The 23,007-nt window shown below is 41.6% G+C and carries 20 protein-coding genes; 14 read left to right on the plus strand and 6 right to left on the minus strand.

Going from position 1 to position 23,007, the window contains the following annotated elements; translation table 11 throughout:
* The first annotated feature begins 94 nt into the window (after positions 1-94).
* The 8 genes from N4J56_RS11855 to N4J56_RS11890 all read left to right on the plus strand — a co-directional run bounded on the left by N4J56_RS11855 (position 95) and on the right by N4J56_RS11890 (position 10,589).
* A complete protein-coding gene (locus N4J56_RS11855; RefSeq protein ID WP_317106633.1) occupies positions 95-1,399 on the plus strand; it encodes an O-antigen ligase family protein in 1,305 nt (434 codons plus the stop codon).
* Between the two features lie 3 nt (positions 1,400-1,402).
* Positions 1,403-2,377 carry a glycosyltransferase family 2 protein gene (locus N4J56_RS11860; RefSeq protein WP_317106634.1) on the plus strand — a complete coding sequence of 325 codons (975 nt, stop codon included), beginning with the start codon at positions 1,403-1,405 and terminating at the stop codon, positions 2,375-2,377.
* Between the two features lie 389 nt (positions 2,378-2,766).
* Positions 2,767-4,044 (plus strand): lipopolysaccharide biosynthesis protein, encoded by a 1,278-nt coding sequence (locus N4J56_RS11865; RefSeq protein ID WP_317106635.1) that lies wholly within the window; start codon positions 2,767-2,769, stop codon positions 4,042-4,044.
* A 103-nt stretch (positions 4,045-4,147) separates the two neighbouring features.
* Positions 4,148-5,173 (plus strand): glycosyltransferase family A protein, encoded by a 1,026-nt coding sequence (locus tag N4J56_RS11870; protein ID WP_317106636.1) that lies wholly within the window; start codon positions 4,148-4,150, stop codon positions 5,171-5,173.
* A gap of 185 nt (positions 5,174-5,358) precedes the next feature.
* Entirely contained in the window at positions 5,359-6,405 is a 1,047-nt protein-coding gene (locus N4J56_RS11875; RefSeq protein WP_317106637.1) for a glycosyltransferase family 2 protein, read from the plus strand.
* 100 nt (positions 6,406-6,505) lie between these two features.
* The gene (locus N4J56_RS11880) at positions 6,506-8,068 is read left to right on the plus strand and encodes a glycosyltransferase family 39 protein (protein WP_317106638.1); all 1,563 of its coding nucleotides are present in this window, start codon (positions 6,506-6,508) and stop codon (positions 8,066-8,068) included.
* Between the two features lie 556 nt (positions 8,069-8,624).
* The gene (locus tag N4J56_RS11885) at positions 8,625-9,428 is read left to right on the plus strand and encodes a glycoside hydrolase family 16 protein (RefSeq protein WP_317106639.1); all 804 of its coding nucleotides are present in this window, start codon (positions 8,625-8,627) and stop codon (positions 9,426-9,428) included.
* Positions 9,429-9,614: 186 nt separating this feature from the next.
* Positions 9,615-10,589: an RsmB/NOP family class I SAM-dependent RNA methyltransferase gene (locus N4J56_RS11890; protein ID WP_317106640.1), complete on the plus strand. Its 975-nt coding sequence runs from the start codon at positions 9,615-9,617 to the stop codon at positions 10,587-10,589.
* Here N4J56_RS11890 and N4J56_RS11895 read toward each other — a convergent pair.
* Both N4J56_RS11895 and N4J56_RS11900 read right to left on the minus strand, forming a co-directional pair.
* Complete coding sequence (locus N4J56_RS11895; protein ID WP_317106641.1) at positions 10,582-11,748, minus strand: glycosyltransferase family 4 protein; 1,167 nt, start codon at positions 11,746-11,748, stop codon at positions 10,582-10,584. The two genes, N4J56_RS11890 and N4J56_RS11895, sit on opposite strands and share 8 nt — an antisense overlap.
* A 63-nt stretch (positions 11,749-11,811) precedes the next feature.
* A complete protein-coding gene (locus N4J56_RS11900) occupies positions 11,812-12,978 on the minus strand; it encodes a glycosyltransferase family 4 protein (RefSeq protein ID WP_317106642.1) in 1,167 nt (388 codons plus the stop codon).
* A 1,267-nt stretch (positions 12,979-14,245) separates the two neighbouring features.
* Here N4J56_RS11900 and N4J56_RS11905 point away from each other — a divergent pair.
* Entirely contained in the window at positions 14,246-15,013 is a 768-nt protein-coding gene (locus N4J56_RS11905) for a WecB/TagA/CpsF family glycosyltransferase (RefSeq protein WP_410500321.1), read from the plus strand.
* A gap of 125 nt (positions 15,014-15,138) precedes the next feature.
* On the opposite strand, the gene N4J56_RS11910 is transcribed toward N4J56_RS11905, so the two are convergent.
* Together N4J56_RS11910 and N4J56_RS11915 are read right to left on the minus strand one after the other, a co-directional pair.
* The gene (locus N4J56_RS11910) at positions 15,139-16,395 is read right to left on the minus strand and encodes a glycoside hydrolase family 16 protein (RefSeq protein ID WP_317106643.1); all 1,257 of its coding nucleotides are present in this window, start codon (positions 16,393-16,395) and stop codon (positions 15,139-15,141) included.
* A gap of 774 nt (positions 16,396-17,169) precedes the next feature.
* Complete coding sequence (locus N4J56_RS11915; RefSeq protein ID WP_015154818.1) at positions 17,170-17,409, minus strand: hypothetical protein; 240 nt, start codon at positions 17,407-17,409, stop codon at positions 17,170-17,172.
* 211 nt (positions 17,410-17,620) lie between these two features.
* Here N4J56_RS11915 and N4J56_RS11920 point away from each other — a divergent pair, with 211 nt between their 5' ends.
* The 5 genes from N4J56_RS11920 to N4J56_RS11940 all read left to right on the plus strand — a co-directional run bounded on the left by N4J56_RS11920 (position 17,621) and on the right by N4J56_RS11940 (position 20,711).
* Positions 17,621-18,103, plus strand: a complete 483-nt coding sequence (locus N4J56_RS11920; RefSeq protein WP_317106644.1) for a MarR family transcriptional regulator — start codon at positions 17,621-17,623, stop codon at positions 18,101-18,103.
* Positions 18,104-18,244: 141 nt separating this feature from the next.
* Positions 18,245-18,433: a hypothetical protein gene (locus N4J56_RS11925; RefSeq protein WP_317106645.1), complete on the plus strand. Its 189-nt coding sequence runs from the start codon at positions 18,245-18,247 to the stop codon at positions 18,431-18,433.
* A 193-nt stretch (positions 18,434-18,626) separates the two neighbouring features.
* Positions 18,627-19,169 (plus strand): inorganic diphosphatase, encoded by a 543-nt coding sequence (locus N4J56_RS11930; RefSeq protein WP_039716863.1) that lies wholly within the window; start codon positions 18,627-18,629, stop codon positions 19,167-19,169.
* Positions 19,170-19,227: 58 nt separating this feature from the next.
* Positions 19,228-19,614, plus strand: coding sequence for an aspartate 1-decarboxylase (panD, locus tag N4J56_RS11935; RefSeq protein ID WP_317106646.1), 387 nt, complete (start codon positions 19,228-19,230; stop codon positions 19,612-19,614).
* Between the two features lie 260 nt (positions 19,615-19,874).
* Positions 19,875-20,711, plus strand: a complete 837-nt coding sequence (locus N4J56_RS11940) for a carbonic anhydrase (RefSeq protein ID WP_317106647.1) — start codon at positions 19,875-19,877, stop codon at positions 20,709-20,711.
* Between the two features lie 57 nt (positions 20,712-20,768).
* On the opposite strand, the gene N4J56_RS11945 is transcribed toward N4J56_RS11940, so the two are convergent.
* Positions 20,769-21,866, minus strand: a complete 1,098-nt coding sequence (locus tag N4J56_RS11945; RefSeq protein WP_317106648.1) for an anthranilate phosphoribosyltransferase family protein — start codon at positions 21,864-21,866, stop codon at positions 20,769-20,771.
* A gap of 69 nt (positions 21,867-21,935) precedes the next feature.
* Entirely contained in the window at positions 21,936-22,976 is a 1,041-nt protein-coding gene (locus N4J56_RS11950) for a LysR family transcriptional regulator (protein ID WP_317106649.1), read from the minus strand.
* Positions 22,977-23,007 lie beyond the last annotated feature (31 nt).

Genomic DNA, 23,007 nt, shown 5'->3' on the forward strand with positions numbered 1-23,007 from the left:
AAAGTAGTGCATGGGGAGAATTCGCAATTAATATCGCTCGCTCCCTACTCCCTGCTCCCTGCTCCCTGCTCCCTGCTCCCTTAAGAAAAATCCTATGAGCGTTAAACCTCAAAACTTTGAGGAAAAATTGGTTTGGTATACCATAATTCTGACGTATCCCATTTATTTTCTGGGAGCGCAACTCGTTTGGATTCCAGCACTGGGATTTCTCTTGGCAGGGTGTGTCTTTAAAAGATGGTGGTTCCAAACAAAAGACACACCAGAGTCAGAAAAAATTAGCATTCCGCTATCTGTATGGATATGGATTGTTGGCATGTTATTCATAGAGCTAACAATCTTTATGTCCCATATGGACTTCGATCTAGGGATACCAAAGTTTATTTTTACCACAGTCAACAACTGGGCGCGAAGTTGGGCTTTAATGGCATTATTTCCTTTAGCTGGATGCCTAAAAATTCGTCCGCAAGTCATTTATCGAGCTGCTTGTATTCTGTGCTTGCAGAGCTTAATTTTAGCGACGCTCTGTTATTTCATGTATTTATTACGTATACCGAGCTTTTCTTATGTTTCTCCCCTAGTTGCATTTCGCGGCTCCGCCAGTTTTTATACTGTTAATTTATTTGATGTTGGTGGAGACTTTGGTGAAGCTCGACAATTTCGTTTACGTTTGTTTGCTAACTTTGCGAATAATTTAGGTATTATTGGAAATATTTATTTCTTTTTATCCAGTCAAGAAGCAAATAAAAAATGGCGTTGGATTGGCACGATCGGAGGTGCGGCAATGGTCGTAGGTTCTGGCTCTCGCTCGACAATTGTTTGTCTGGTTGCCGTGCCGATCGCCTCTTGGTTGTTGACTAATTTTGGTTGGTACATTCAACTGATCGTAGGTCTACTCAGCGTTGTGATAGGCATGATTGCGCCTCAACTGATCGAGCTAATGCAAACAGCATGGGATCGGGTGATTAGTGGCGTTCGTCGAAGTTCTGAAGTTGTTAGAAAACGTCTAGCTGAAGTGACGATGAATCGTTGGATGGAAGCGCCAATTTGGGGTCATGGAGTTGTAGAGGAGAAAGGTCCTAAATATACAGAACATATGCCGATCGGGACTCACAATCATTGGCCAGATTTATTTTATTTGCATGGAGTTGTAGGTTTTCTTGCCTTTACATTTGCGATCGTCTGGGGTTTTATCGAGCTAACTCTGAAAGCTAGGAAAAGCGCGATCGCTAAAACTGCATTGAATATTTATTTGGTCTTACTAATTGCAACAGCTGCTGTAGATATTCAGTTGGCATCCTATCTTTATTGGCAAGGGTTAATTCTAACAGGAATAGCTTTTAAGGAAGACGTACCAATTTTTGCCGATCGCCAAACAAGAACCCTCTCATTCAAAAGTTAAGACATGCCTACAATCTCAGTTATTGTGCCTGCATACAATTCCCAAAATACTATTCTAGAAACAATTGCCTCGATTCAAAAACAAACTTTTACAGATTTTGAGTTAATAGTTATTGATGATGGGTCTAGCGATCGCACGCTCGAATTAATCCAAACCGTTCGAGACCCTCGGATTCAAGTAGCTTCCTATGAAAACGGTGGCGTATCAGTTGCACGCAATCGTGGTATTTCTCTGTCTACAGGTAAATATATCACCTTTATCGATGCTGACGATCTGTGGACACCAGATAAATTAGAACTTCAATTAGCAGCATTACAGCAGCATCCAGCTGCAGGAGTTGCCTATAGTTGGACGTGCTTCATGGATCGGCAAGGCAAGTTTTTTCATGACGATCGCCCCATATATTTTGCAGGCAATGTCTATGCAGAATTATTGAAAACTAATTTTCTCTTAAGCGGTTCAAATCCTTTGATTCGCCGAACTGCTTTAGCAGATGTTGGCGAATTCGATCCAACTCTAACCCATGCAGAAGAATGGGATTTATATCTTCGTTTAGCAGCTAAGTACGATTTTGTAGTCGTTCCTAAAACTCAAATTTTTTACCGTCAAACCGCTGGTTCGGCTTCTGCCAAAATTGAGGTGATGGAGAAAGATGCAATTCGAGTTATCGATCGAGCATTTCAATTAGCTCCCGCTCAGTTACAATATCTAAAAAATCAAAGCTTGGCTAATCTTTATCGCTATTTAGCCCACTTATACCTAACTAAAATTCCGGGTGCAACAGCAGCGGGAGTGGCTTGGCTAAAATTGCAAATGGCTATTCAGTTACAACCTCAAATATTATTGAATAGAAAAGTCCAAACACTACTCGTAAAATTACTGCTGATTCAACTACTATCGCCTAAACTTGCCAATTATTTACTTCAGAAAATCGCTCGGATTCGCGCTAACTACCTCCAAGATAATTCTGTAGCATAAGGAAGTTTTTACATATAGTAGGGAGCAGGGGGCAGGGAGTAGGGAGCAGAGGAAAAAGATTTAGCTAATATTGCTTGTAGACAATTGAAATGTCTTAATCTATCCTCTCTCTGCTATAACTGTATCGTTACGTAACTGCGATCGCCTGGTTGTGCTTACCTCGTTGATGTAGCATAGCAACCTAAGTAGAATGCGAGAATTTGGCATTTGTCTGCGATGAAATTTCTAGCTTGAGTTGTGTAAGAAAGTACGAGTTTTCTTTAAGATTGATGATGGTAGTGTAGGAAAAAATAGCTACATCAACTATATATTGAATAGGAGACTATCCAGCGATCGCCTGCACTGAATCTGGTTCGAGCTGGAATAACGAAAAACAATTTATAAACTCAATGCCTATCCTATCAGCTATTTTATCTAGGCTACCTCAAAAACTTTCCAATCGATTCGTTCGCAATCTTAGCTGGTTAGGTTCGGCAGAAATTATTTCTCGGATTTTTCGCCTCGGATTGACAGTGATTTTAGCTCGTTTTTTGACTCCTTATGACTACGGTTTAGCAGCAATTGTGTTTACAGTCAACGAGTTTATGCGAGTTTTTATGGAGATCGGGGTAAGTGCCAAAATTATTCAATGCGATCGCCAAGAATTAGATACTATTTGTAACTCCGGTTATTGGTTAAACTGGAGTATCTTTACAGGCTTATTTTTTGCTCAATGCCTACTTGCTTTTCCTATTGCTTGGTTTTATCGCGATCGCCTGACTCGCGAAATCGATTTAATTCTACCCATTTGTATTGCTGGTATACCCTATTTAATGTGGCCTTTTGCCGCTATCCAGTCTGCTTTAATCGTTCGCGAAAATCGACTTAAAGTGTGCGCGATCGCTACTGTTGTTAGAAATCTCGCTAGTTATATCTTATCTGCCCTATTTGCTATTCGCGGCTGGGGAATCTGGGCGTTCGTTTTACCTTGGATTTTGGTGACTCCGCTAGAAATTATTATTTATCGTAAAAGTTACGCTTGGCATCCTACTGCTAAATTTACGACAAAAGCTTGGCGATCGATTTTAGATTTTGGTAAAAATATCTGTGGCGTGCAATTTCTCAAGGCGCTGAGAAATAACTTAGATTATTTAATAATTGGTAGGTTCTTAGGTATTAAAGAATTAGGAATTTATTTTTTTGGGTTCAATGCTGGATTGGGAATTAGCCTGAGTATAGTCACAGCAATCAATACAGCGATTTTACCACATCTATGTAAAGCTAAAGCTAGCATGTTGGAGTTAAGTAAATCTTATTACAGCGCACTTAAAATTATTAGCCTAATTATTTTTCCCTTAGTTATTCTTCAATCTAGCCTAGCTTATTGGTACGTACCAATTGTTTTTGGTCGTCAGTGGATCGTTGCTATTCCCGTGCTGGTATTAATTTGCTTATCAGCAATTCCCAGACCCTTCGCCGATGCTGCTTCACAATTATTAGTAGCTGTAGGCAAACCCAATTTAGATTTATACTGGAATCTAGCTTTTACGACTGTCTTTGCTCTCTCTTTGTTAATTGGAGTCCATTGGCAGGTTATCGGTGTTGCAGCAGCAGTTTTAATCGTTCACATGCTCTTCCTTCCCGTGTTTACGATTTGGACAAACCGCCATGTATTGCGTCAATCTTAATCTTAATGTTGATAGTTGATGACTAGTAGTTAATAGTTGATGATTTCTAGAAATGACCGATCGCTAATTACCAATTATCAATAAATTCACCAAGCTCTGAAATATGAAATTAGTTACTGTCATCATTCCGGTTTATCAAGTTGAAAAATATATTGCAAAGACAATAAACTCTGTACTGGCACAAACCTACAAAAATTTTGAATTATTGATTGTTGACGATGGTTCGACCGATCGCACTCAGGAAATTTGCCAACAGTTTACCGATCCTCGAATTCAAATCATTCGCCAGCAAAATCAAGGGGTTGCAGCAGCTCGAAACACGGGAATTCGTCAGGCTCAAGGTGATTACGTAGCGCTTTTAGACGGAGACGATCTTTGGGTTCCCCACAAGCTAGAAAAACATGTCGAACATCTAGATAAATCGCCAAACGTGGGACTCAGTTTTAGTCGTTCAGCTTTTATTGACGAAGCAGACAAACCTTTGGGGATTTATCAAATGTCCAAATTAACAGATATTACGCCTCTCGATCTGTTGTGTCGCACGCCAATTGGGAACGGTTCAGTTCCCGTTATTCGTAAAGAATTGTTAGAAGCAATTAAGTTTGTCGATCCTAGATCGGGAGAAGTCTCTTATTTCGATTGCGATCGCAGCTTACACCCGTCAGAAGATGTAGAATGTTGGCTGCGAATGATGCTAAAAACAGATTGGCAAATTGCAGGATTAGCAGAAGCTTTAACTTTGTACCGCGTGAATCCCAAAGGATTTTCTGCCCAATTGTATAAGAAACTAAGCTCTTGGGAAACTATGTTAAAGAAAGCACGCGCTTACACCTCACCAGAGATGATGGCTGAGTGGGAAAAACCAGCTATGGCTTATCAACTCCGACATCTAGCACGTCGAGCTGTCACTTTATCCGCAGGCTCCACTGCCATTGAATTTTCTCACAAAGCTCTATCTATATATAGGTCAATTTTATTTGAGGAACCACGGCGAACGGTAATGACTTTAGCAGCCGCGTATTTGCTGTGGTTGTTGCCTAATTCTACTTATCACCAAATCCAATCTTTAGCACTTCAGATAACAGGCTCGAATCAAAAACGGAGAATTCTTCAAGAAGTGAAAGAATAGCGATAAGTCGGCAGTAGGAAGTTAAAAGTCAAAAGTCAAAAGTCGAAAGTCAAAAATTAGGAGTCAGGAGTCAGGAGTCAGAAGTAATTCTCCCTCAGCTCCCAATCGCTCCCGATCGCTCCGCGACTCTCTCTTCCCCGGCTCGTGCGCTCCCTTTCTTCACTGATAATTGATAAGGAAATAATATGAAACAAGTTTCTGTGGTAATTGCAGTTTTCCGTTGTGAGAAATATATCAGTGCCACAGTTCAGTCAGTGTTAGACCAGACTTACAAAAATTTAGAGATCTTGATTGTTGATGACGAGTCTCCAGATCGATGTGTAGCAATTTGTCAGCAATTTACTGACACCAGAATTCAGATTATTCGCCAACGCAACCGAGGCTTGGCGGGAGCGAGAAACACAGGTATTCGTCACGCTCAAGGAGAGTATATTGCTTTTGTAGACGGAGACGATTTATGGTTGCCTTCTAAACTAGAAAAACATGTGGAGCATTTAAACAACTCTCCTCATGTGGGAGTGAGTTTCAGTCGTTCGGCTTTAATTGATGAAATGGGAAATCGCTTGGGGACTTATCTCATGCCGCAGCTAGAAAATATTTCCCCAGAGTGCCTGCTGTGCGATAATCCCGTGGGTAATGGTTCGGCGGCGGTGTTACGTCGAGAAACTCTCGATGCGATCGCCTTTACCGAGCGCCTTGACGGTACTCCAGAAAAATCCCCAGAAACATTTTATTTCGACGAGCGCTTTCGCCAAGCAGAAGATGTTGAATGTTGGCTGCGGATTGCGATCCAAACTCAGTGGCAATTTGCTGGCATTCCCGAAGCTCTCACCTTATATCGCGTCAACTCTGGCGGACTCTCAGCCAACCTGCTCAAGCAACTAGAATATCTAGAACAAGTTATCGAAAAAACCCGCTCTTACGCGCCAGAATTTATTTCTAAGTGGGAAAAGCCTGCTAAGGCGTATCACATGCGTTATTTGGCTCGTAGTGCCGTCCGTCTCAAAGCGGGTGCGATCGCTGTAAAGCTCATGCATCGCGCTCTAGCAATTCACTGGCGTATGCTTTTGTCAAATCCCCGTCGCACGCTGATGACACTGGCTGCTGCTTATCTGCTATGGTTGCTCCCCACATCGATTTATCGTCAGATTGAGGCTTTGGCAGCTCAATCAATGGGAACTTGGCAGAAAAAACGCATCCACCGCGATCGAGAAATAGAAGTTGGCAGCTAATCAGTTATCAGTGAAGAAAGGGAGCAGGGAGCAGAGAGCAGGGAGTAGGGAGCAGGGTGAATGACTTCTGACTTACGACTTATAACTTACAACTTATCTTATGTTGTTACAAAGAACGTCACGAGAACGCATTAGAACCTCTAATTTTAAGTACTATCTAATTCTTGGCTTAACTCTTGCAATCGGCATTTTCCTGCGATTTTTCCTTTTGCCAGATAAGAGTTTATGGCTGGATGAAGGTGCTAGTTTGTATTATTCTGACGGCACGAGCATTCAGGCTATTATTTCCACAATTGTTTCTACAGATACTGGCGATCGCTTTCAGCCGTTTTATTATTTAGTATTACATTTCTGGCGACAAATCTTTGGTAGTAGCGAATTTGCCGTTCGCTCCCTTTCTGCTTTACTAGGAATTGGCACAATCGTTGTTTTGTGTACTACTGCGTGGCAACTTTACGGGAGGAAACACGCTCTATGGTTAACGCTCTTTCTATCGTTTAGTGCTTACGGAGTTTATTACAGCCAGCAAACGAGAGCGTATACTTTACTCTTATTTTTAGCATCTCTACAGTTATATTTCCTCAGTCAAATCTTACCGCAAAAAAATATTAGAGGTACGGCGATCGCGCAGGTACTATTTTGTATAACTACAGCGATCGGTCTTTTTTGCAGCATTTTTATTGGAATTTATACCCTCGCTCTGTGTATCGCTCACCTCCTCGTTTCTAAAAATATTAAGCGCTGGCTGCAATGGTGGCTACCTGTAGCAATTGCCTGTGTACCTGCGGCAATATTTTATCTAGCTTCCCCGGTAGCTACCGATCCGACCAAAGTTCACGTCACGCCATCAAATCAATCAGTTATTCAAAATATAGCTTTTGTTTTCTACGGCTTATTAGTCGGAGAAACTTACGGTCCACCAATCGAACAGATGCGTGGTGGCGATCGCCTGCAACTCGTTTTCGGTTATTTGCCTATCTTATTACTATTTGTATTAGTTGCTGGCATGATTTTTATCGGAATTCTCAGAGGCTTAAAAGCGCGATCGCCAGAATATAAACAATATCGTCCAATCGACAGATTTTTTCTGATTACCTTTACAGCAGCTTTTATCATTGCACTTGCCTTTGCAATTGTGACAAAATTTAATTGGCTCCCTCGACATTCTTTTTATATTTATATTCCTCTAGCATTTCTATTGCCAATCGCGCTTAGATCTGGTTCTTCTAGTAAGAAAACGCACTGGAAAAGTTTGTATCGTCTAGCGTTTATTGTGTTACTACTACTCAATTTATATGCCAACTACAACTATTATTTTGAACCCAGATATCAGCGGGAAAACTACCGTGAAATTGCTCAATATCTGAGCAAAAACAACAGCCAAGATACCAAGTCCGTGCTTCTTTATGGCGTGCCTTACTTGCTACCTTATTATGGCGATACTCTAACGATAGATGGCTTAGGACTCGATACAACTAAATTAGCAGCAGAAGTTAGTCGCGTTACTAAAAACGCAAACACGGCAATTATTGCAATTAGCGACCAAGCTTTTTGGGAAAAGAAAAGAAATTTTGATTTAGAAAGCTCAATGGCTAAGTCTTACAAACTAGAGTCTCATCTGCAATTGACGAATTTTGATATCTATCATTACGTGAAGAAGTAGTTTTTGACTCACGGGAATGGGTAACAGTGAGAGGTGAGAGGTGAGAGGCTTTTGACTTGCGACTTCTCCCTTGTTCCCTTGAAAGCCACAGATGCGATCGAAATTTCAATATATTACAAATATTTTATCAATTTAATAAGAAAAAATTTACAAAAGAAAAGAATAGTTCGGTATTTGGCTATTCAGTAATCTTTGCTTTATTCAAAGGTTGATAAATTTTTATAAATATCAATACATCACAAATTGGTTATTTTGTAATTTAGATATTTATAGTTATATTTTCGACTCGTTTCGTAAGCTTGGCGATCGATACAACTACTATAACGAAAGGGTTGCAAGCTAAATAACCTACTTAAGTATTTTCGTTTGTCAGAAATAAAACTCCGCTTTAGCTGCATAAATCCTGCACAAAAAAAAATTTTTTCTTGACTCTACACCGATCGAAATGGTTTATTAATACGGTGCGTCAAGAGATAGCTTTTTGTTTTTTCGGCACTCAATAGCTCATCAACAACTGCTATCTCCTCTTGAAATTGAATCAAAAGGAAATATTTACATGCAACAAAACCTTCGGTTGCGTAACTGGAAGGATCGGGTTTTGCTGGCTTTTAGTGCCTTAATGATGGTGTGTTGCCCCACAGCAGCACTAGCCGATCCTCCTGCTGGTAACTGGCAGCTCAAGTTTAGTGACGACTTCAACGGTTCTGGATTAGATACTGGTAAGTGGACTCCCTGTTTTTATTGGGCGCCCAATGGGTGTACGAATGGCGGCGCTGGCGATTTGCAATGGTTTAGCCCGAATAATGTATCAGTAGGAGGTGGAATCTTACGTTTGCGTGCAGAGCGAAAGCCGTCTAACGGTTTAAACTACACTTCTGGAATGATTGCATCTCACGATAAGTTTGCTTTTCAGTACGGTTACGTGGAGTTTCGCGCTAAAGTGCCTAAAGGCAATGGCTTCTGGCCCACATTATGGTTGTTGTCACAAAACAAAAACTGGCCCCCAGAAATAGATGTTGCCGAATTCGTAGGGTCTAATACAAACAACGTCCACATGACGATCCACTATAAAAACGGTAGTGGCGCTCACGAATCATCATCTGGCTGGTGGGGTGGAATTGATTTTTCTGGCAGCTATCATACCTATGGCTTGTTATGGGAAGCAGATAAACTGGTTTGGTACGTGGATGGTGTCGAACGGCGGCGTTATACCAATAGTGGTAATATTCCTGACGAAGCAATGTACGTTACAGCAACTCTTGCTCTCGGCAAAGCGTGGACGAATAGCCCTCCCGACAACTCTACGCCTTTACCAAACAATCTAGAAATCGACCATATCAAGGTTTGGCAACGCAATTAGATTGTCATTTGTCATTAGTAGTTGAGTGGTAATTGGTAATTGGTAATTGATAATTTGTTGGTGGCAAGTTGTAAGTCCTTCCCTGCTCTCTGCTCTCTACTCCCTACTCCCTTTCTTCACTGATAACCGATCGCTGGCTTCCCATTCCCACTACAATGGAAAACGCAGAGCTTTGATTTTCCTTGAGTGGACAAGCCTTCAAATTTGTTGCTTAAGCTCAGTCGGCGTTTATTTGACGATTCAACAGCACAAGAGCAATTTATTCAAGCCTTAACTCAGCCGCAATCTTTTCCTACCTGCATTATCTGGTGTCGGCAAAAGCCTGAATCTTTACCATTTGCAGTAACAACTGCAACTACATGGCAACCTGCTTTTGTAGATTGCGTATCACCTGGTGAAAAACCAGGACAGTCTCCTTTACATGAGGACGGTTATTACTATTGCTTAGATTTTTCCTCAGTATTTGCTGCTTCAACCTTGCTAGCTATCTCTCAACCAATTTCCACTATTTTAGATATGTGTGCTGCACCAGGAGGAAAAGGAATTTTTGCCTGGAAAGCATTGCAGCCAGAATTACTGATAAGCAATGAGGTTATTGGCAAGCGTCTGGGAATGCTAATTTCTAACTTAAAACGTTGTCAAATTAGCCCTACTGCTGTGACAAATCTCGATCCGCAGATTTGGACTCAGCGCGTCCCTCATGCTTGCAGTCTTGCAATTGTTGATGCTCCTTGTACCGGGCAATCTTTGCTAGCTAAAGGAGGTAAAGCATTAGGATGTTTTCATCCGACTTTAATTAATAAAAATGCTAGTAGGCAAAAAAGAATTATTGCTAACTCGGCTCAAGTTGTTGCTCCTCAAGGCTATCTCGCCTACATGACTTGTACTTATTCAATCGAAGAAAACGAGCAAGTGTGCGAGTGGTTTTTAGCTAGATTTCCCCAATTTAAACCTGTTCGTATTTCTCATTTAGCGCGTTATCAATCTCATTTAACCATCATTCCTTGTTATCGTCTATTCCCTCAAGATGGTATGGGGGCTGGAGCTTTTACTGCCTTATTTCAAAATCAGGAAAACATTAGTCAATCAGAATTAAATAAACAACTATTAAGTTTAGAGCTGCTGCAACAACAGCAGATCGTACCTAGATTTATTAGCTAAATTTTTCTGTAATGATGGTTTGCATTGATTTTCCTGCTGCCGACCAGTTAAGACGAGTTTCATATTCGTGAAATGAACTATATGCTAGTTGTTTGTATTGGGTATAGTTAGTAAATAAATGGGCTATGTACTCGCAATAGTCTTTAACGTCAGCGTCTAAGGCAAATAGTTTTCCATTTACATTATCTTGAATAATACTAGGAATCCCGCCAACTTTAGTTGTCAGACAAGGAACTCCAAATGAATTAGCTTCGCAAAGCACATTTCCATAAGTCTCGGCTCTAGATGGTAAAATTAAAAAGTGAGACTCAGAAATTAATTGATTTAAGCGATCGCTACCCTCTGGATCGGATTTTTTGATAAACCCAACATTAACCACGTAATCTGGTAATGGTTCGTCGGTTATAGGTTGACAACCAACAACTGTTAACTCGACATCGATACCTAGTTGTTTGAGTTTTTTAGCAACTTTTAAAGCTATATCTCCTCCTTTACGATACCAACTGACTCCGAGAAACAATAACTTACATCGCTCTGCTGTTCTTGCTTCTACTAGGTTTTGAATGTCGTCAATCGTGCGATCGCATTCTATATTGGCTCCATATGGTACGATTTCAACCTTACTGCGATCGATTTGATAGCTATTTATTGCCGCTTCCGCCGCCCAAGTAGAGGGAAAAACCGCCAACTGCACTTTACTGAGGGCAAGTCGATCGAGCGTTACGAGATCGTCAATCGTTTCTCGGCAAAGATTGCTAAAATCATCATAGAAATCAATACAAGCTCCATAGGTATTTGTCGTCCATAAAACAATCGGCTGTTGGCATTCGACATAGGCGATCGTCGAAATATCTGGACAAACAACTAACTGAGAGCTACTATTTGATAATTTGGTATTAATTTGTCGAGCGTAATTCTTTTGCAAATCGAGCGCAGCCCAATCGTAATACGCTTTGGTAGATAAATATCTATACAAACGTCTTTTAAATTTAGTTCCTAGAGAATGCCGTTCTGTTAACGGACCAATATATTCAAAATTGGGAAACCGCTCTTTGAGTGCTTGAGCTTTGTAGTAACTCGTGCCACTAAACCCGATTGCTTTTGGATGCCACTTATTGCTGTTGAAAATATCATAATGAGTCACAAAAGCTATGTTCATATTCAGTTGAGTTTAGCAAAATCTAGCAAATTATAACAGAACTTGCTCAAAAAACTAGACTTGCTAGATTAAATCCATAATTAACTTTTTTGCTTCCTTGGCTGCCACAGTCCAGTTGAGCCGAATTTCATACTCATAAAAAGAAGAATTGGCTAATGCTTTATACCGCTCGTAATGCTCGAATAAATGAGTTACGTAAGTGCAGTACTTGGATATATCTGTGTCTAGCTCGAAGACTTTTCCATTTACATCATCTTTAACAATTGTTTTGATTCCACCTACATTTGTAGTTAAACAGGGAACGCCAAAAGAGTTAGCTTCAATTAAAGCATGAGGAGCGCAATCGGCGCGGGTAGGTAGGATTAGAAAATGCGAATCAGCTAAAATTCGATCAAGCGCAGTCCGACCATCTGCTGTTGATTTGTTAATATAGCCAATAACTTTAACGTAATTTGGTAAGGTTTCCGACTCAGGCGGATGACATCCAACTACAGTTAATTCTGTTGGTAAACCAGCTTCGTTTAACTCTTTTGTTACTGCTAAAGCCACATCTCCACCCTTACGCAACCATTCCACAGCGAAAAATAGCAGTTTGCAAGTTTTATTATCCCTCGCTTCCACGATATTATTCACATCATCAAAGCTGCGATCGCATTCTATATTTGCACCCCAAGGAATGACTCTGACTTTTGATGGTTCGACACCGTAAGCGTCAATTGCAGTTTGAGCCGCCCAGTCAGAGGTATAGATCATCATCTCACAGCGATCGAGTGCTGCTTTTTCCATTGCCGTAATATTATGAAAGTTTTCTCGGCAGAGATTACTGAGATAAGGATAAAAGTTTATCAGTGAATAAAGTGTCGCATCAGACCATAAAATTATCGGCAGATCGGAGTCAAGATATGAAATTGGCAGAGAATTTTCTGGACATAAAATTGCATCCGAATTGAATTGCGACATTTTCTGTATGGCTTGATTGGCATAATTGCGCAAAACAGCAGGATCGGTCCAGTGATAGTATTGCTTTTTCAGCACAGAAGTATATATTCGCCGTTTTACTCTAGTCGATAGGGTATTTTTTGCCTCTAAAGGTCCCACCAAATCGAGTTTTACGTTTTGTTCTGCCAAAGTCCGTGCTAGGAAATAGCCTGCTGCACATAAACCTGATTGGTACTTGGGCCACTTTGCCTGGTTCAGAACATCATATGTAGTGAGGTAAGCTATTTTCATGACTTCAGATATAAGTGGCTGTAAGGTTTAAATTGTCTGAATAGCTGAATCGTAGAACCACCAACTGTATTTGGTACGAACGGATGTTGAAACGGTAAAAGCAGATACCACAGCGTGCATCGTTTGCTAAAGTTGCGATCGCGTGCGATCGGTTGAGCATTTGCTAAACAGTGTCAGAGTCTACAATTTCCACTTATTACGATGTTTAGCTCGGGAACATACTAACAAACATCAAGCCCCAGAACCAACTCATAACACTGTAGATTTCGATCTCGGTGCTGCTTTCAACTGCGCGCTAGAGGCAATACTACTATAATTGCCACTCTTGAAAGGAAATTGAAAGCGCTGGAGTAGAAAAAGTCTTGCATGTTGAGACCAGTTATGTATTGAATTTGACAATTTTGAGTAGAACAGCCAGTCTCAGAATTGTTCCATGCCAACATTAGCAGTTATCCAAACTACTTAGTGATGAAGCAAACATTATCTATTGATGCTCGTTGACTTTTTTGGTTAAAAAAAGTTCCCTCATCATTGCTGCCTCAGTTTTTATTCATTAGACCACATTATGTATTCTAGAATTTGGCAATGCCAATATTTACGCAAAATACTCCAATCTAGCTATGTCGAGAGGAAGACGATATTATCCGCTACCTGTAGCTAGCATGAGAACAAAATATAGTTTGAGGACACTTAAGTAATTGAAGACCCAGCTACGATTCTTGCTGCGGAGCCTTTTTGACTGTAAGTCCGATTCTATTCTCGGTCAGCAATCTTTACGTGAGAGTGAGTACGTACAACTGCAATTCTGATACATGCAACGAACAACGCGCTCTGCTCAGATGGTAAGCAGACATTACAAATTTGTACCTGAAGTATCTCAGGTTGAGAAGGAATAGACTGTTTTTTTTGATACTCTCATCTCGTCAGTACAGCAAGAATAAAGCTGATAACGTTTGTAAATACCACCAACTTACATATAAACTACTGCATTGCAACATATTTCTATGAAATTGTTATCCCTTGAGGTGTTATTAAATAAACAAATATAAAGTTTTTCCAAGGGTTGACAACTAGATTGCACACCTAATAGTATACTATGGCAATTTCATGGCATGATTATCGGAATGATAGGAGAAATAAACTGGCTACTCAATATGTTTTGGATTGCAATGTCAGTAGATACAGCTATAACTAGTTGGTGTAACTGGTCAGTAGATCGTCAAGTGATAGTCTCAGTTTAAGGCTCGATTGAGGAGCTAATAAATCAATGCGGAAAGTTAATCTATTAAACTTGGATTTTGACAATTTAAGTATCAAAGAACTACTGAGGCAGCTAAAGTCAGGGGTGGTGTTTACGCCTAATGTAGATCATCTGATGAAGTTACAATGCGATCGCGAGTTTCTTCGAGCTTACGAGATAGCTGACTACAAACTATGTGATAGTCAAATATTGGTCTATGCCTCGCGATTTTTGGGTACGCCAATTAAAGAAAAAATCTCTGGTTCAGATTTTTTTCCTGCCTTCTGTACCTATCACAGAAACAATGAAAAAATCAAGATTTTCTTACTAGGTGGACAAAAAGAGACTGCGGCTAAGGCACAAGAAAAGCTCAATAAAAAAATAGGTAGAAATATAGTAGTTGCCGCTCATTCTCCCTCTTTGGGGTTTGACCGTAACGAACTAGAATGCGCGGAAATAATTGAAATGATTAATCGCTCGGGAGCGACAGTATTAGCAATCGGGGTGGGAGCGCCAAAACAAGAAAAATGGATTTATCAGTATCGAAACAAGCTACCTAAGATTGATTTTTTTTTGGCTATAGGTGCAACGATTGATTTTGAAGCAGGAAATGTCAAGCGAGCGCCGAAATGGATGAGTGAAGTAGGCTTTGAATGGTTGTATAGACTTTTGTTAGAACCTCATAGATTGTGGAAACGATATTTAGTAGAAGATCTACCCTTCTTCTGGTTAATTATTAAGCAAAAGTTCAACGTATATACAATTCCCCATAGAGAAAAACGGGTCTATAAGTAAGGTAGCTAGAAGTTGGTTGAATTCGGTTGCAAGCTTTCTAGAGACACGATATTTCGTGCCTCTATAAGTAGCTTACAACTTCAGTCAAGAGATATTTTTCTAATCCTCACTCACCACTGCTGCGGTTATTTTGGAGTCAATTTGATGTAGTCAAACGCTAGCTTATAACTGCTACTTTGGGCGTTTTTACCCACTACCGCGAATTTAAATGATTTGTTACCAGATGTATCAAAGGTAATATTTCCTAAATCTAGCTCTACATAATCAGAAGATGAAGCATAGAGATCTTGAGGATTACCGCAGTTAGTGCCACCAATCGAAAGTTGAAATTTGCCTCTATTGTGATATCGTTTGACTCCAACTCTGACATGAAAAGTTCTGGCTTCTGGTACGTTGACTGTATAAGTGACAGAATCATCCACTTTATTCGAGTCCAGCATCGTTCCCATGTGATTGCTTAACTTAGCGTCTGCTTTGGCGTTCCCTAAAAATGTTACATGAGCCACGTTAGATTTAGCTGCTACTTTCAACCCTTCAGTTTCAGAAATTATCGGTGTGACTGCGCGTGTTGAGGGACTATCTTTGTGTCGCCAGACCTTAATGTAATCGACGTTGTAGTAACTGGGAAACGGAGTTGTCTCATCTGGTGGGGTATTAATCCAAGCCTTACCAAGGGCAAATGTTGCCATCACATACATTGCTTCCGCAGAAATGTGTTCTGTAGCGGTGTAGCGCCGCCGTTCCATACCATCAATGTACCAAATGATTTCTTTAGGATTCCATTCCACAGCATATGTATGGTAGTCGTCAGAAAAGTCAACTCCGGTATGTCCCCAAGGAGAGCTTTGGTGCTTGCTAGTTGGAGTGGAATAGTGGTAGGTCATATGCATTTTGTTGGGTTCGCTACCTAAATACTCAGCAATATCAATTTCTGGAGGCCACGCTCTACGTTGAGACGCTAGCCAGAAAGTTGTCCAAAAACCCCGACCGTTAGGCATTTTTGCTCGCATTTCGGCATAACCATACTGAAAAGCAAACTTATCATGCGAGGAAACCATTCCAGAGGTATATTCATAGCCATTCATTTTGCGTTTTTGGGTTCTCAAACGGAGAATGCCATTGTTCGCAAATACATCATCTGGCTGATACCACTGCACGTCTCCACTACCACCATTCGTACAGCCATTATTACCCCACCAATAACAAGTACTCCATTTCTTTTTATCGAGTTGCGTACCATTAAAATCATCGCTGAACACTAGCGCCCAACCATCGCCAACAGGGTCGGCTAAGACAGTAGAAGGACTGCACAGTATAGCTATGAGGCTCAATCCTTGCAGAATTTTTTTAGTATATTTAAGAAGATGAGAATATCGCTTCACAATATTTTTCCTATGAATAATTAGGGCAATGGTGGAATCTCAAGTGAATTCCAGATAGGTAATTTATTTGCTGAAAAAAATTGCACGAGCCAACCTATACTTCAAGCGAAATAGCTGAAGTTAGATAGTTGAAAGCTGGCATGTCAAATTTACGAAGATACTTGCGTAGCTACGGCTATTCGCTCAACACATAAATTAAAACAATAAATGTACAGATAGCTATTAATAAAAGGCTGTTTATTGCCACACAATCTATCAATTGATAGATCGATTTGAATACTTTCTGTTAGTTTGTGCTAGATGTTTTAATTGCCCAAACGCTTTAGCGTCAGCAATCTATATATAAATTTAACAATTTCTTTATTGTGGCTCAATCGAGATTTCACGGAAAATTGTTAAAAAGAGTTTTCACTGAGAAGTGATATGGAATTTTATCGCTTCTTTAAAAGTTTTAATGAAGTAGTGTTTCGCACTAAAAAATTTACGTAATTTTTAAAAGAAACTAGCTAGCAACAAAGATTGATTTACATACTTGTAGTAACAAAAACAAATAAATTACTAAAAATAAACATTTAATAGTAACAAGAGATTTGCGCTCGCACCTGAAAATACGCACGACGTTCTTATATGTAGTAATATTACTGATAAAGACGAACTCATAGTTAGCGAGTAGCTAACGGTTAGTCGCTCAACTGACAACTGACAAATTTGTCCAGACGTTACATGTAACGTCTGTACCCTGACAACCGAACAACCAACCCTAGCCCCTCTCGCTCAATCTTCATTCCTTAACTGCCATGCTGCGCCAAACGCTGCACCTGCACCCGCAATTAAACCCGTACTCATGCCTTGTAAAGTTTTCATGACAGAATTTTGAGTCAAACAGTCGCTGGTGACATTGTTAGCTTGCAAACACTGTTTACTTTCCGCCCAGCTTGACGTACCCCCCAAAATCACTCCGGCTGCGCTACAGGACACAATCAGAAGTGTAAGACGCTTTGTTTTTCTATCCATAGATAGATGCTAATTTTTTCTAGTGGATGATTTTTCTCCACTATCTTACTTGCTTGGTGGCTAGATGTAACAGCGAATTTACAGAAAACCGACAAGGGGAGGGAAAGCACAGAAAAGATTCATCCTACATTTAGCGATCGCCTTGAGATTAATTGACAACTAGATCTTTTCTAAATAAGGTAATATTGAATTATTTAATGTAAAACAATTAATGGGTACAAAACACCTCGGCACACAACAGGAGGTTCTCGCCTTAGATACGCTAGTCAAGTTAGTTCGAGCGGCAGAATCGGTATCGAATCGGATTCATCGTCATTTGCTCGATGTAGATTTGACCGTAAGTCAGTTTGGGGTGCTAGAAGCACTTTATCACCTGGGACCTCTCCATCAGCGAGATTTAGCCGAGAAACTGCTCAAAAGCGGTGGTAACATGACTTTAGTGATCGATAATTTAGAAAAGCGGCAGCTGGTAAGACGGGAACGAGAAGTCGGCGATCGCCGTTGCATCAAGGTACATTTAACAGAAAAAGGCAAGCATCTAATCGGTGATATCTTTCCGACGCACGTTGCGGCTGTCGTTGAAGAAATGAGCGTTCTCACCCCAACAGAGCAAACAGAGTTGGGACGCATGTGCAAACGGCTAGGATTAGGAGCGAGAGATATCCCTGTGAGTAGGAGTATCCCCAGTCCCTAGTTCCTTGTTTTGAGATTGTTGAATAGCAAACAGTCTTTCTGGGGAGAGCAGTTAGAATAGAAATAGATAGAGCATAAGTTTGCCCTAATCGACGTATAAAGTTCTTTGAACTCTCCCAAAGCTAGGTTTTGAACATTTTTTATGGAATCAAGTAGTAGTAATTCTGTCAGCCCTGGTGAGAAATCACCCCCGAGGTTGGCAGAAATTGTAGGAACGGCGATCGCGGTATTGACGCTCATCGTACCTCTACTGGCGATCGCTCACTACTCGTCAAATGACGTGAAGCTAGAGCAGCCCCTTTCCTATTCGCTACAAAGGACAAATGACTAAAGTTGCCAATGCATAGTGCTTGAGTCCCGTTCGATTCAGATTTTACCTGGGGGGAACCATGTTTTAAACTGGATAGCTAGCAGCAGAAGATTTACTGCTAGCTGTCACTCTAAGCCGTCCATATTAGCCTAAAATGCTACAGGTGAAGCGATCGCGCATCGATCGCTATTAGCTGTCATCTTGGAGAATTATTGTGGACTTATCCCGCATTCCGGCTCAACCAAAGCCAGGTTTAATTAACGTTTTGATTGAAATTGCTGCTGGCAGCAAAAATAAGTACGAATACGACAAGGATCTGCAAGCTTTTGCTTTAGACAGAGTGTTATATTCCTCAGTGCAGTATCCTTACGATTACGGTTTTGTGCCTAATACCTTAGCTGATGATGGCGATCCACTGGATGGAATGGTATTAATGGACGAACCAACTTTTCCAGGCTGCATCATCGCCGCCAGACCAATCGGGATGCTAGAAATGATCGATGGTGGCGATCGCGATGAAAAAATTCTCTGCGTCCCCGATAAAGACCCGCGTTACGCAAACATCAAATCTCTCAACGATATTGCGCCTCACCGTTTAGACGAAATTGCCGAATTCTTCCGCAGCTATAAAAATTTAGAAAAGAAGGTCACGGAAATTCGCGGTTGGCAAGATGTCGATCGCGTCATGCCCTTAGTAGAACAGTGTATTAAGGCTGGTAGCGAAAAAGGTCGCGAGTCAGACTCGGAAACCGTTTAAATTCCTAAATGTAGAGACGTTACATGTAACGTCTCTACACGTAACCCAATTTTCACCCATGCAACGCACATTTCTCCTCGCCAAAATCCACAATTGCACCTTAACAGGGGCAAATCTTAACTACGTGGGTAGCATCAGTATCGATCGCGCTTTGTTAGATGCTGCTGGGATATTACCCTACGAACAAGTGCAAGTCGTCAACGTCAATAATGGTGAAAGATTAATTACTTATGCGATTGCTGCTCCTCCAAATTCTGGGAAAATTGAGTTAAACGGTGCAGCAGCGAGATTGGGGGTGAGTGGCGATCGGGTTATTATTATGACCTATGCTCAATTAACTTCGGCAGAACTAGAAAATTTTTGTCCTAAGGTTGTTTTAGTAGATAATAAAAATCAACTGTTAGAAGTACGCTATTACGACGATCTATTATTAGCTCAAGTCTAGTTTTAGCAGAATTATTTGACTCTCGCGATCGCGCTAAGTTGCGAAGAAGTTGTTTTGCTGCTTCGCAACTCAGTATAAAATTTCTAGATGTATACCTATTTAAAACTGCATTGATATTTTGTGATTTATGTATAAGATGACTTTCTTTCTGATAACGCTTTAGGTAGACTCATAAAGTCAGAAGATTTACACCAATTAGAGCGATCGCGGTTCTGGTGCGGTGAGGCGATCGAACAGGGAAATAGCAAGGGCATGAAGTTATGAAGAAACTACTTAAAGGGCTGCGGGAGTTCAAGACCAATTACTTTTCAACTCACACGGAACTGTTTGAACAGCTTGCCCACGGACAAAAACCGAGGGTTTTATTTATCAGTTGTTCCGATTCGCGCGTCGATCCTAACTTGATTACTCAAACAGACATTGGAGAATTATTTGTCATCCGCAACGCTGGAAATATTATCCCACCCTATGGGGCAGCCAATGGTGGCGAAGGCGCAGCGGTAGAATATGCAATTCATGCCTTGGGAATTGAGCAAATTGTGGTCTGCGGACACTCCCACTGCGGAGCGATGAAAGGGTTGCTGCATCTAGACACGCTGAAAGAAGAAATGCCCTTAGTTCACGATTGGTTGAAACATGCTGAAGCCACTAGGCGACTGGTAAAGGAAAACTATAAGTCCTATAACACAGAAGAATTATTAGAAATTGCGATCGCGGAAAATGTCTTAACGCAGATTGAAAATCTCAGAACCTATCCTGTAGTTCACTCCAAACTGTATCAAGGTAAGCTGAAAATTTACGGTTGGATCTATCACATTGAGACTGGGGAAGTTTTGGCATATGACCCAGACAGCCACTCCTACGTCCATCCTCAATCCCAACTTGGCGAATACGATCCTCTAGATGGACCAGTCGCAGGCGAGTTTACAGTTAGTCATGCTCCTCCTCCTCCCATCGCCTGCGATTTCCCCCATCGCCAGCACTATGAAGTTGTTAATAGTGCAGATAATGGAGGTTTACAAGGATCTTCATCTATATCATGGCTGCCACCGGAGCAAGCAGAGCGGATTTATCGGGGATCTAATGGTAGGAAATGATCTATGGTGGGCATTGCCCACCTACTACTAACAAATGACAAATGACAAATGACATTTTTATAGTTGGCTGTAGGAGCGATCGCGAACTTGAATTGACTCAATTGCTTGAATTATTCGCGTCAGTTGTTGCGCTACTTTTCCATTAGCAAACATCGCTTCTGCTTGAGTGATTCCCGCGCTAATATCGGCACAAATACCAGCACGCCATAAATAAAATCCGCCATTCCAAATTGCAGATTGCATCAATTCTGAGGGCTTTCCTTGCAATACCGAGCGCATATCTGCTATTAAATGTTCGGTCGTGTCGCAGGGGACGTTGTGACTGCTAAAACCATAATCGCGGGGTGAAAGGTGCAGGCGCTCGATCGCAATTAACCCCGATTCATCGGTTGTATTGGGTGTAGATAAACCAATAATATTCGTCCGTTCTCGGGGTAGATCGCAACTCCCCTCTAATCCTTTGACTGTCGTAAAGTTGTTTGTACCGCGTAAAGACAAAGCAACTTGAAACATATGTTCCGTGGGAGGATGGACGTATCCCGTCACAATTTGCGCTGCTCCTGCATAAGGACACCACATTAATTCCATCGTGGCAAAAGGCGGACGCTTGCCAATTTGATCGCGGTATTCAAATATATTCTGAGCTAGAGGGAAATGTTGGGGTAAATAGACAAATCCCAGTCCGGTAGTGGCAAATACTTGCTGAGTTCGATCTAATGCAAGTTGCGTCCAATCAACTCCTAAACCTTGCCAGATCTCCACCAATGGCACGCCGTACTTAGTCGGCATCCGATCGCTACCATGCATAATCGTAGGTTGCCCCGCAGCCGTAAGCAACAGGGTAGTGAGAGGACTAATCGGCGCGGTGCGATCGCGTCCATCGTAAGGGTTGCCCAAAACCATCACTGGACGGGGACTTTCAATTGGCTGTAGTTTTGGTCCCAGTTCGTCGTAAACATCCAGCATACCTGCTAATTCTGCTCCTGTAGGGCGTTTAATCCGGTGAGCAATCAGAAACGCACCAATCTGAGCAGGGGTTGCTTCCCCCAACAACATCATTCGGGTTGCTGCGGCTGCTTCTGTGCGAGTTAAATCCTCTCCTGTATGATTACCGCTTCCCACTTTCCGCAGTAAATCCCTAAATGCGTTGCTCACGATCTCATCCCTTACTTGAAATTCTCAAAACTCTCACACGAACATTTTTGATCTCTAAAATTTCGATGTCTAAGAAATGGCATTACCGTTATAGCTTGCCATCAGGGTAGGAGCTATGTAAAACCCCTCATCTCCCTCATCTTCCCCATCTCCCTGATCCCCCCACGTCCCCTTATCTCCCACACTCAATTTAGGCGGTACGAGTTCTTTTACCAATTGCCAAAAATATTGAATTGGAGGAATATTGAGACGATCTTGAGTTGTCACCATGACGACTTGGCGAGATAAGCTCGAACCCGTGGCAAGAGAATCACCATTGGTAGTGGCAATTGGGCGAACGGCAAGAGTAGGGTCTAGACACGCTTCTACTAGGGCAGACTGCGGCAATAAAGCGATCAGTTCTCCTTGTCGCGCTACTCCGCGAAAGGCATCGAGAGTATTCACTTCCAGCACGGCTTGGAGCGTAGCACCCAGGCGATCGAAACGTTCTTGTACTAGGCGCTGCATCCCGTAACCATCTTTAAATACAACTTGAGGATAGCGGATTAGCTCCGACCAGGGGACTTGCTCGTATTGTGCCAACGGATGATTTGCTCCCACCAAAACCTCAATGGATTCATCGTATAGCACTTGCGTCACCATTTCTGGGCTAGTCGTCAAGAAACGGTTATTCATCACGATCGCCAGATCTACTAATCCATCCTTGAGGACTTTTAAAGCGCGATCGCTACCCAACGCCGTAACGCGCAGTTGGACATCGGGATAATTACGACAGAATTTTTGTAGTACTGGAGGTAAATAGTGGGCGCACAAAGAATGGATTGCTGCAACACACAGTTCCGGTTGTTTTCCCGCCATCAAATCTGCTAGCTCTTCCGTAACGTAGCGCCATTCTTGGCAAATCTTACGGGCGCGGGGTAACAGTCTCTCTCCTGCCAACGTCAGCTTAGCCTGGGCTGTCCGATGAAATAGCTGCACTTCTAAGTCGGCTTCCAAGGCTTGAATTTGCCGGCTAATTGTCGATTGGGTAACTCCACATTTGCGTGCTGCTTGCTGAAAGCTACCTGATTCCGCGATCGCCAAAAAGGCTTGCAACTGTTCTAGCCGCATGATGATGTAGCCTGAATTACAATTTAAGGCA

This window comes from Chroococcidiopsis sp. SAG 2025 (assembly GCF_032860985.1).
Lineage (GTDB): Bacteria > Cyanobacteriota > Cyanobacteriia > Cyanobacteriales > Chroococcidiopsidaceae > Chroococcidiopsis.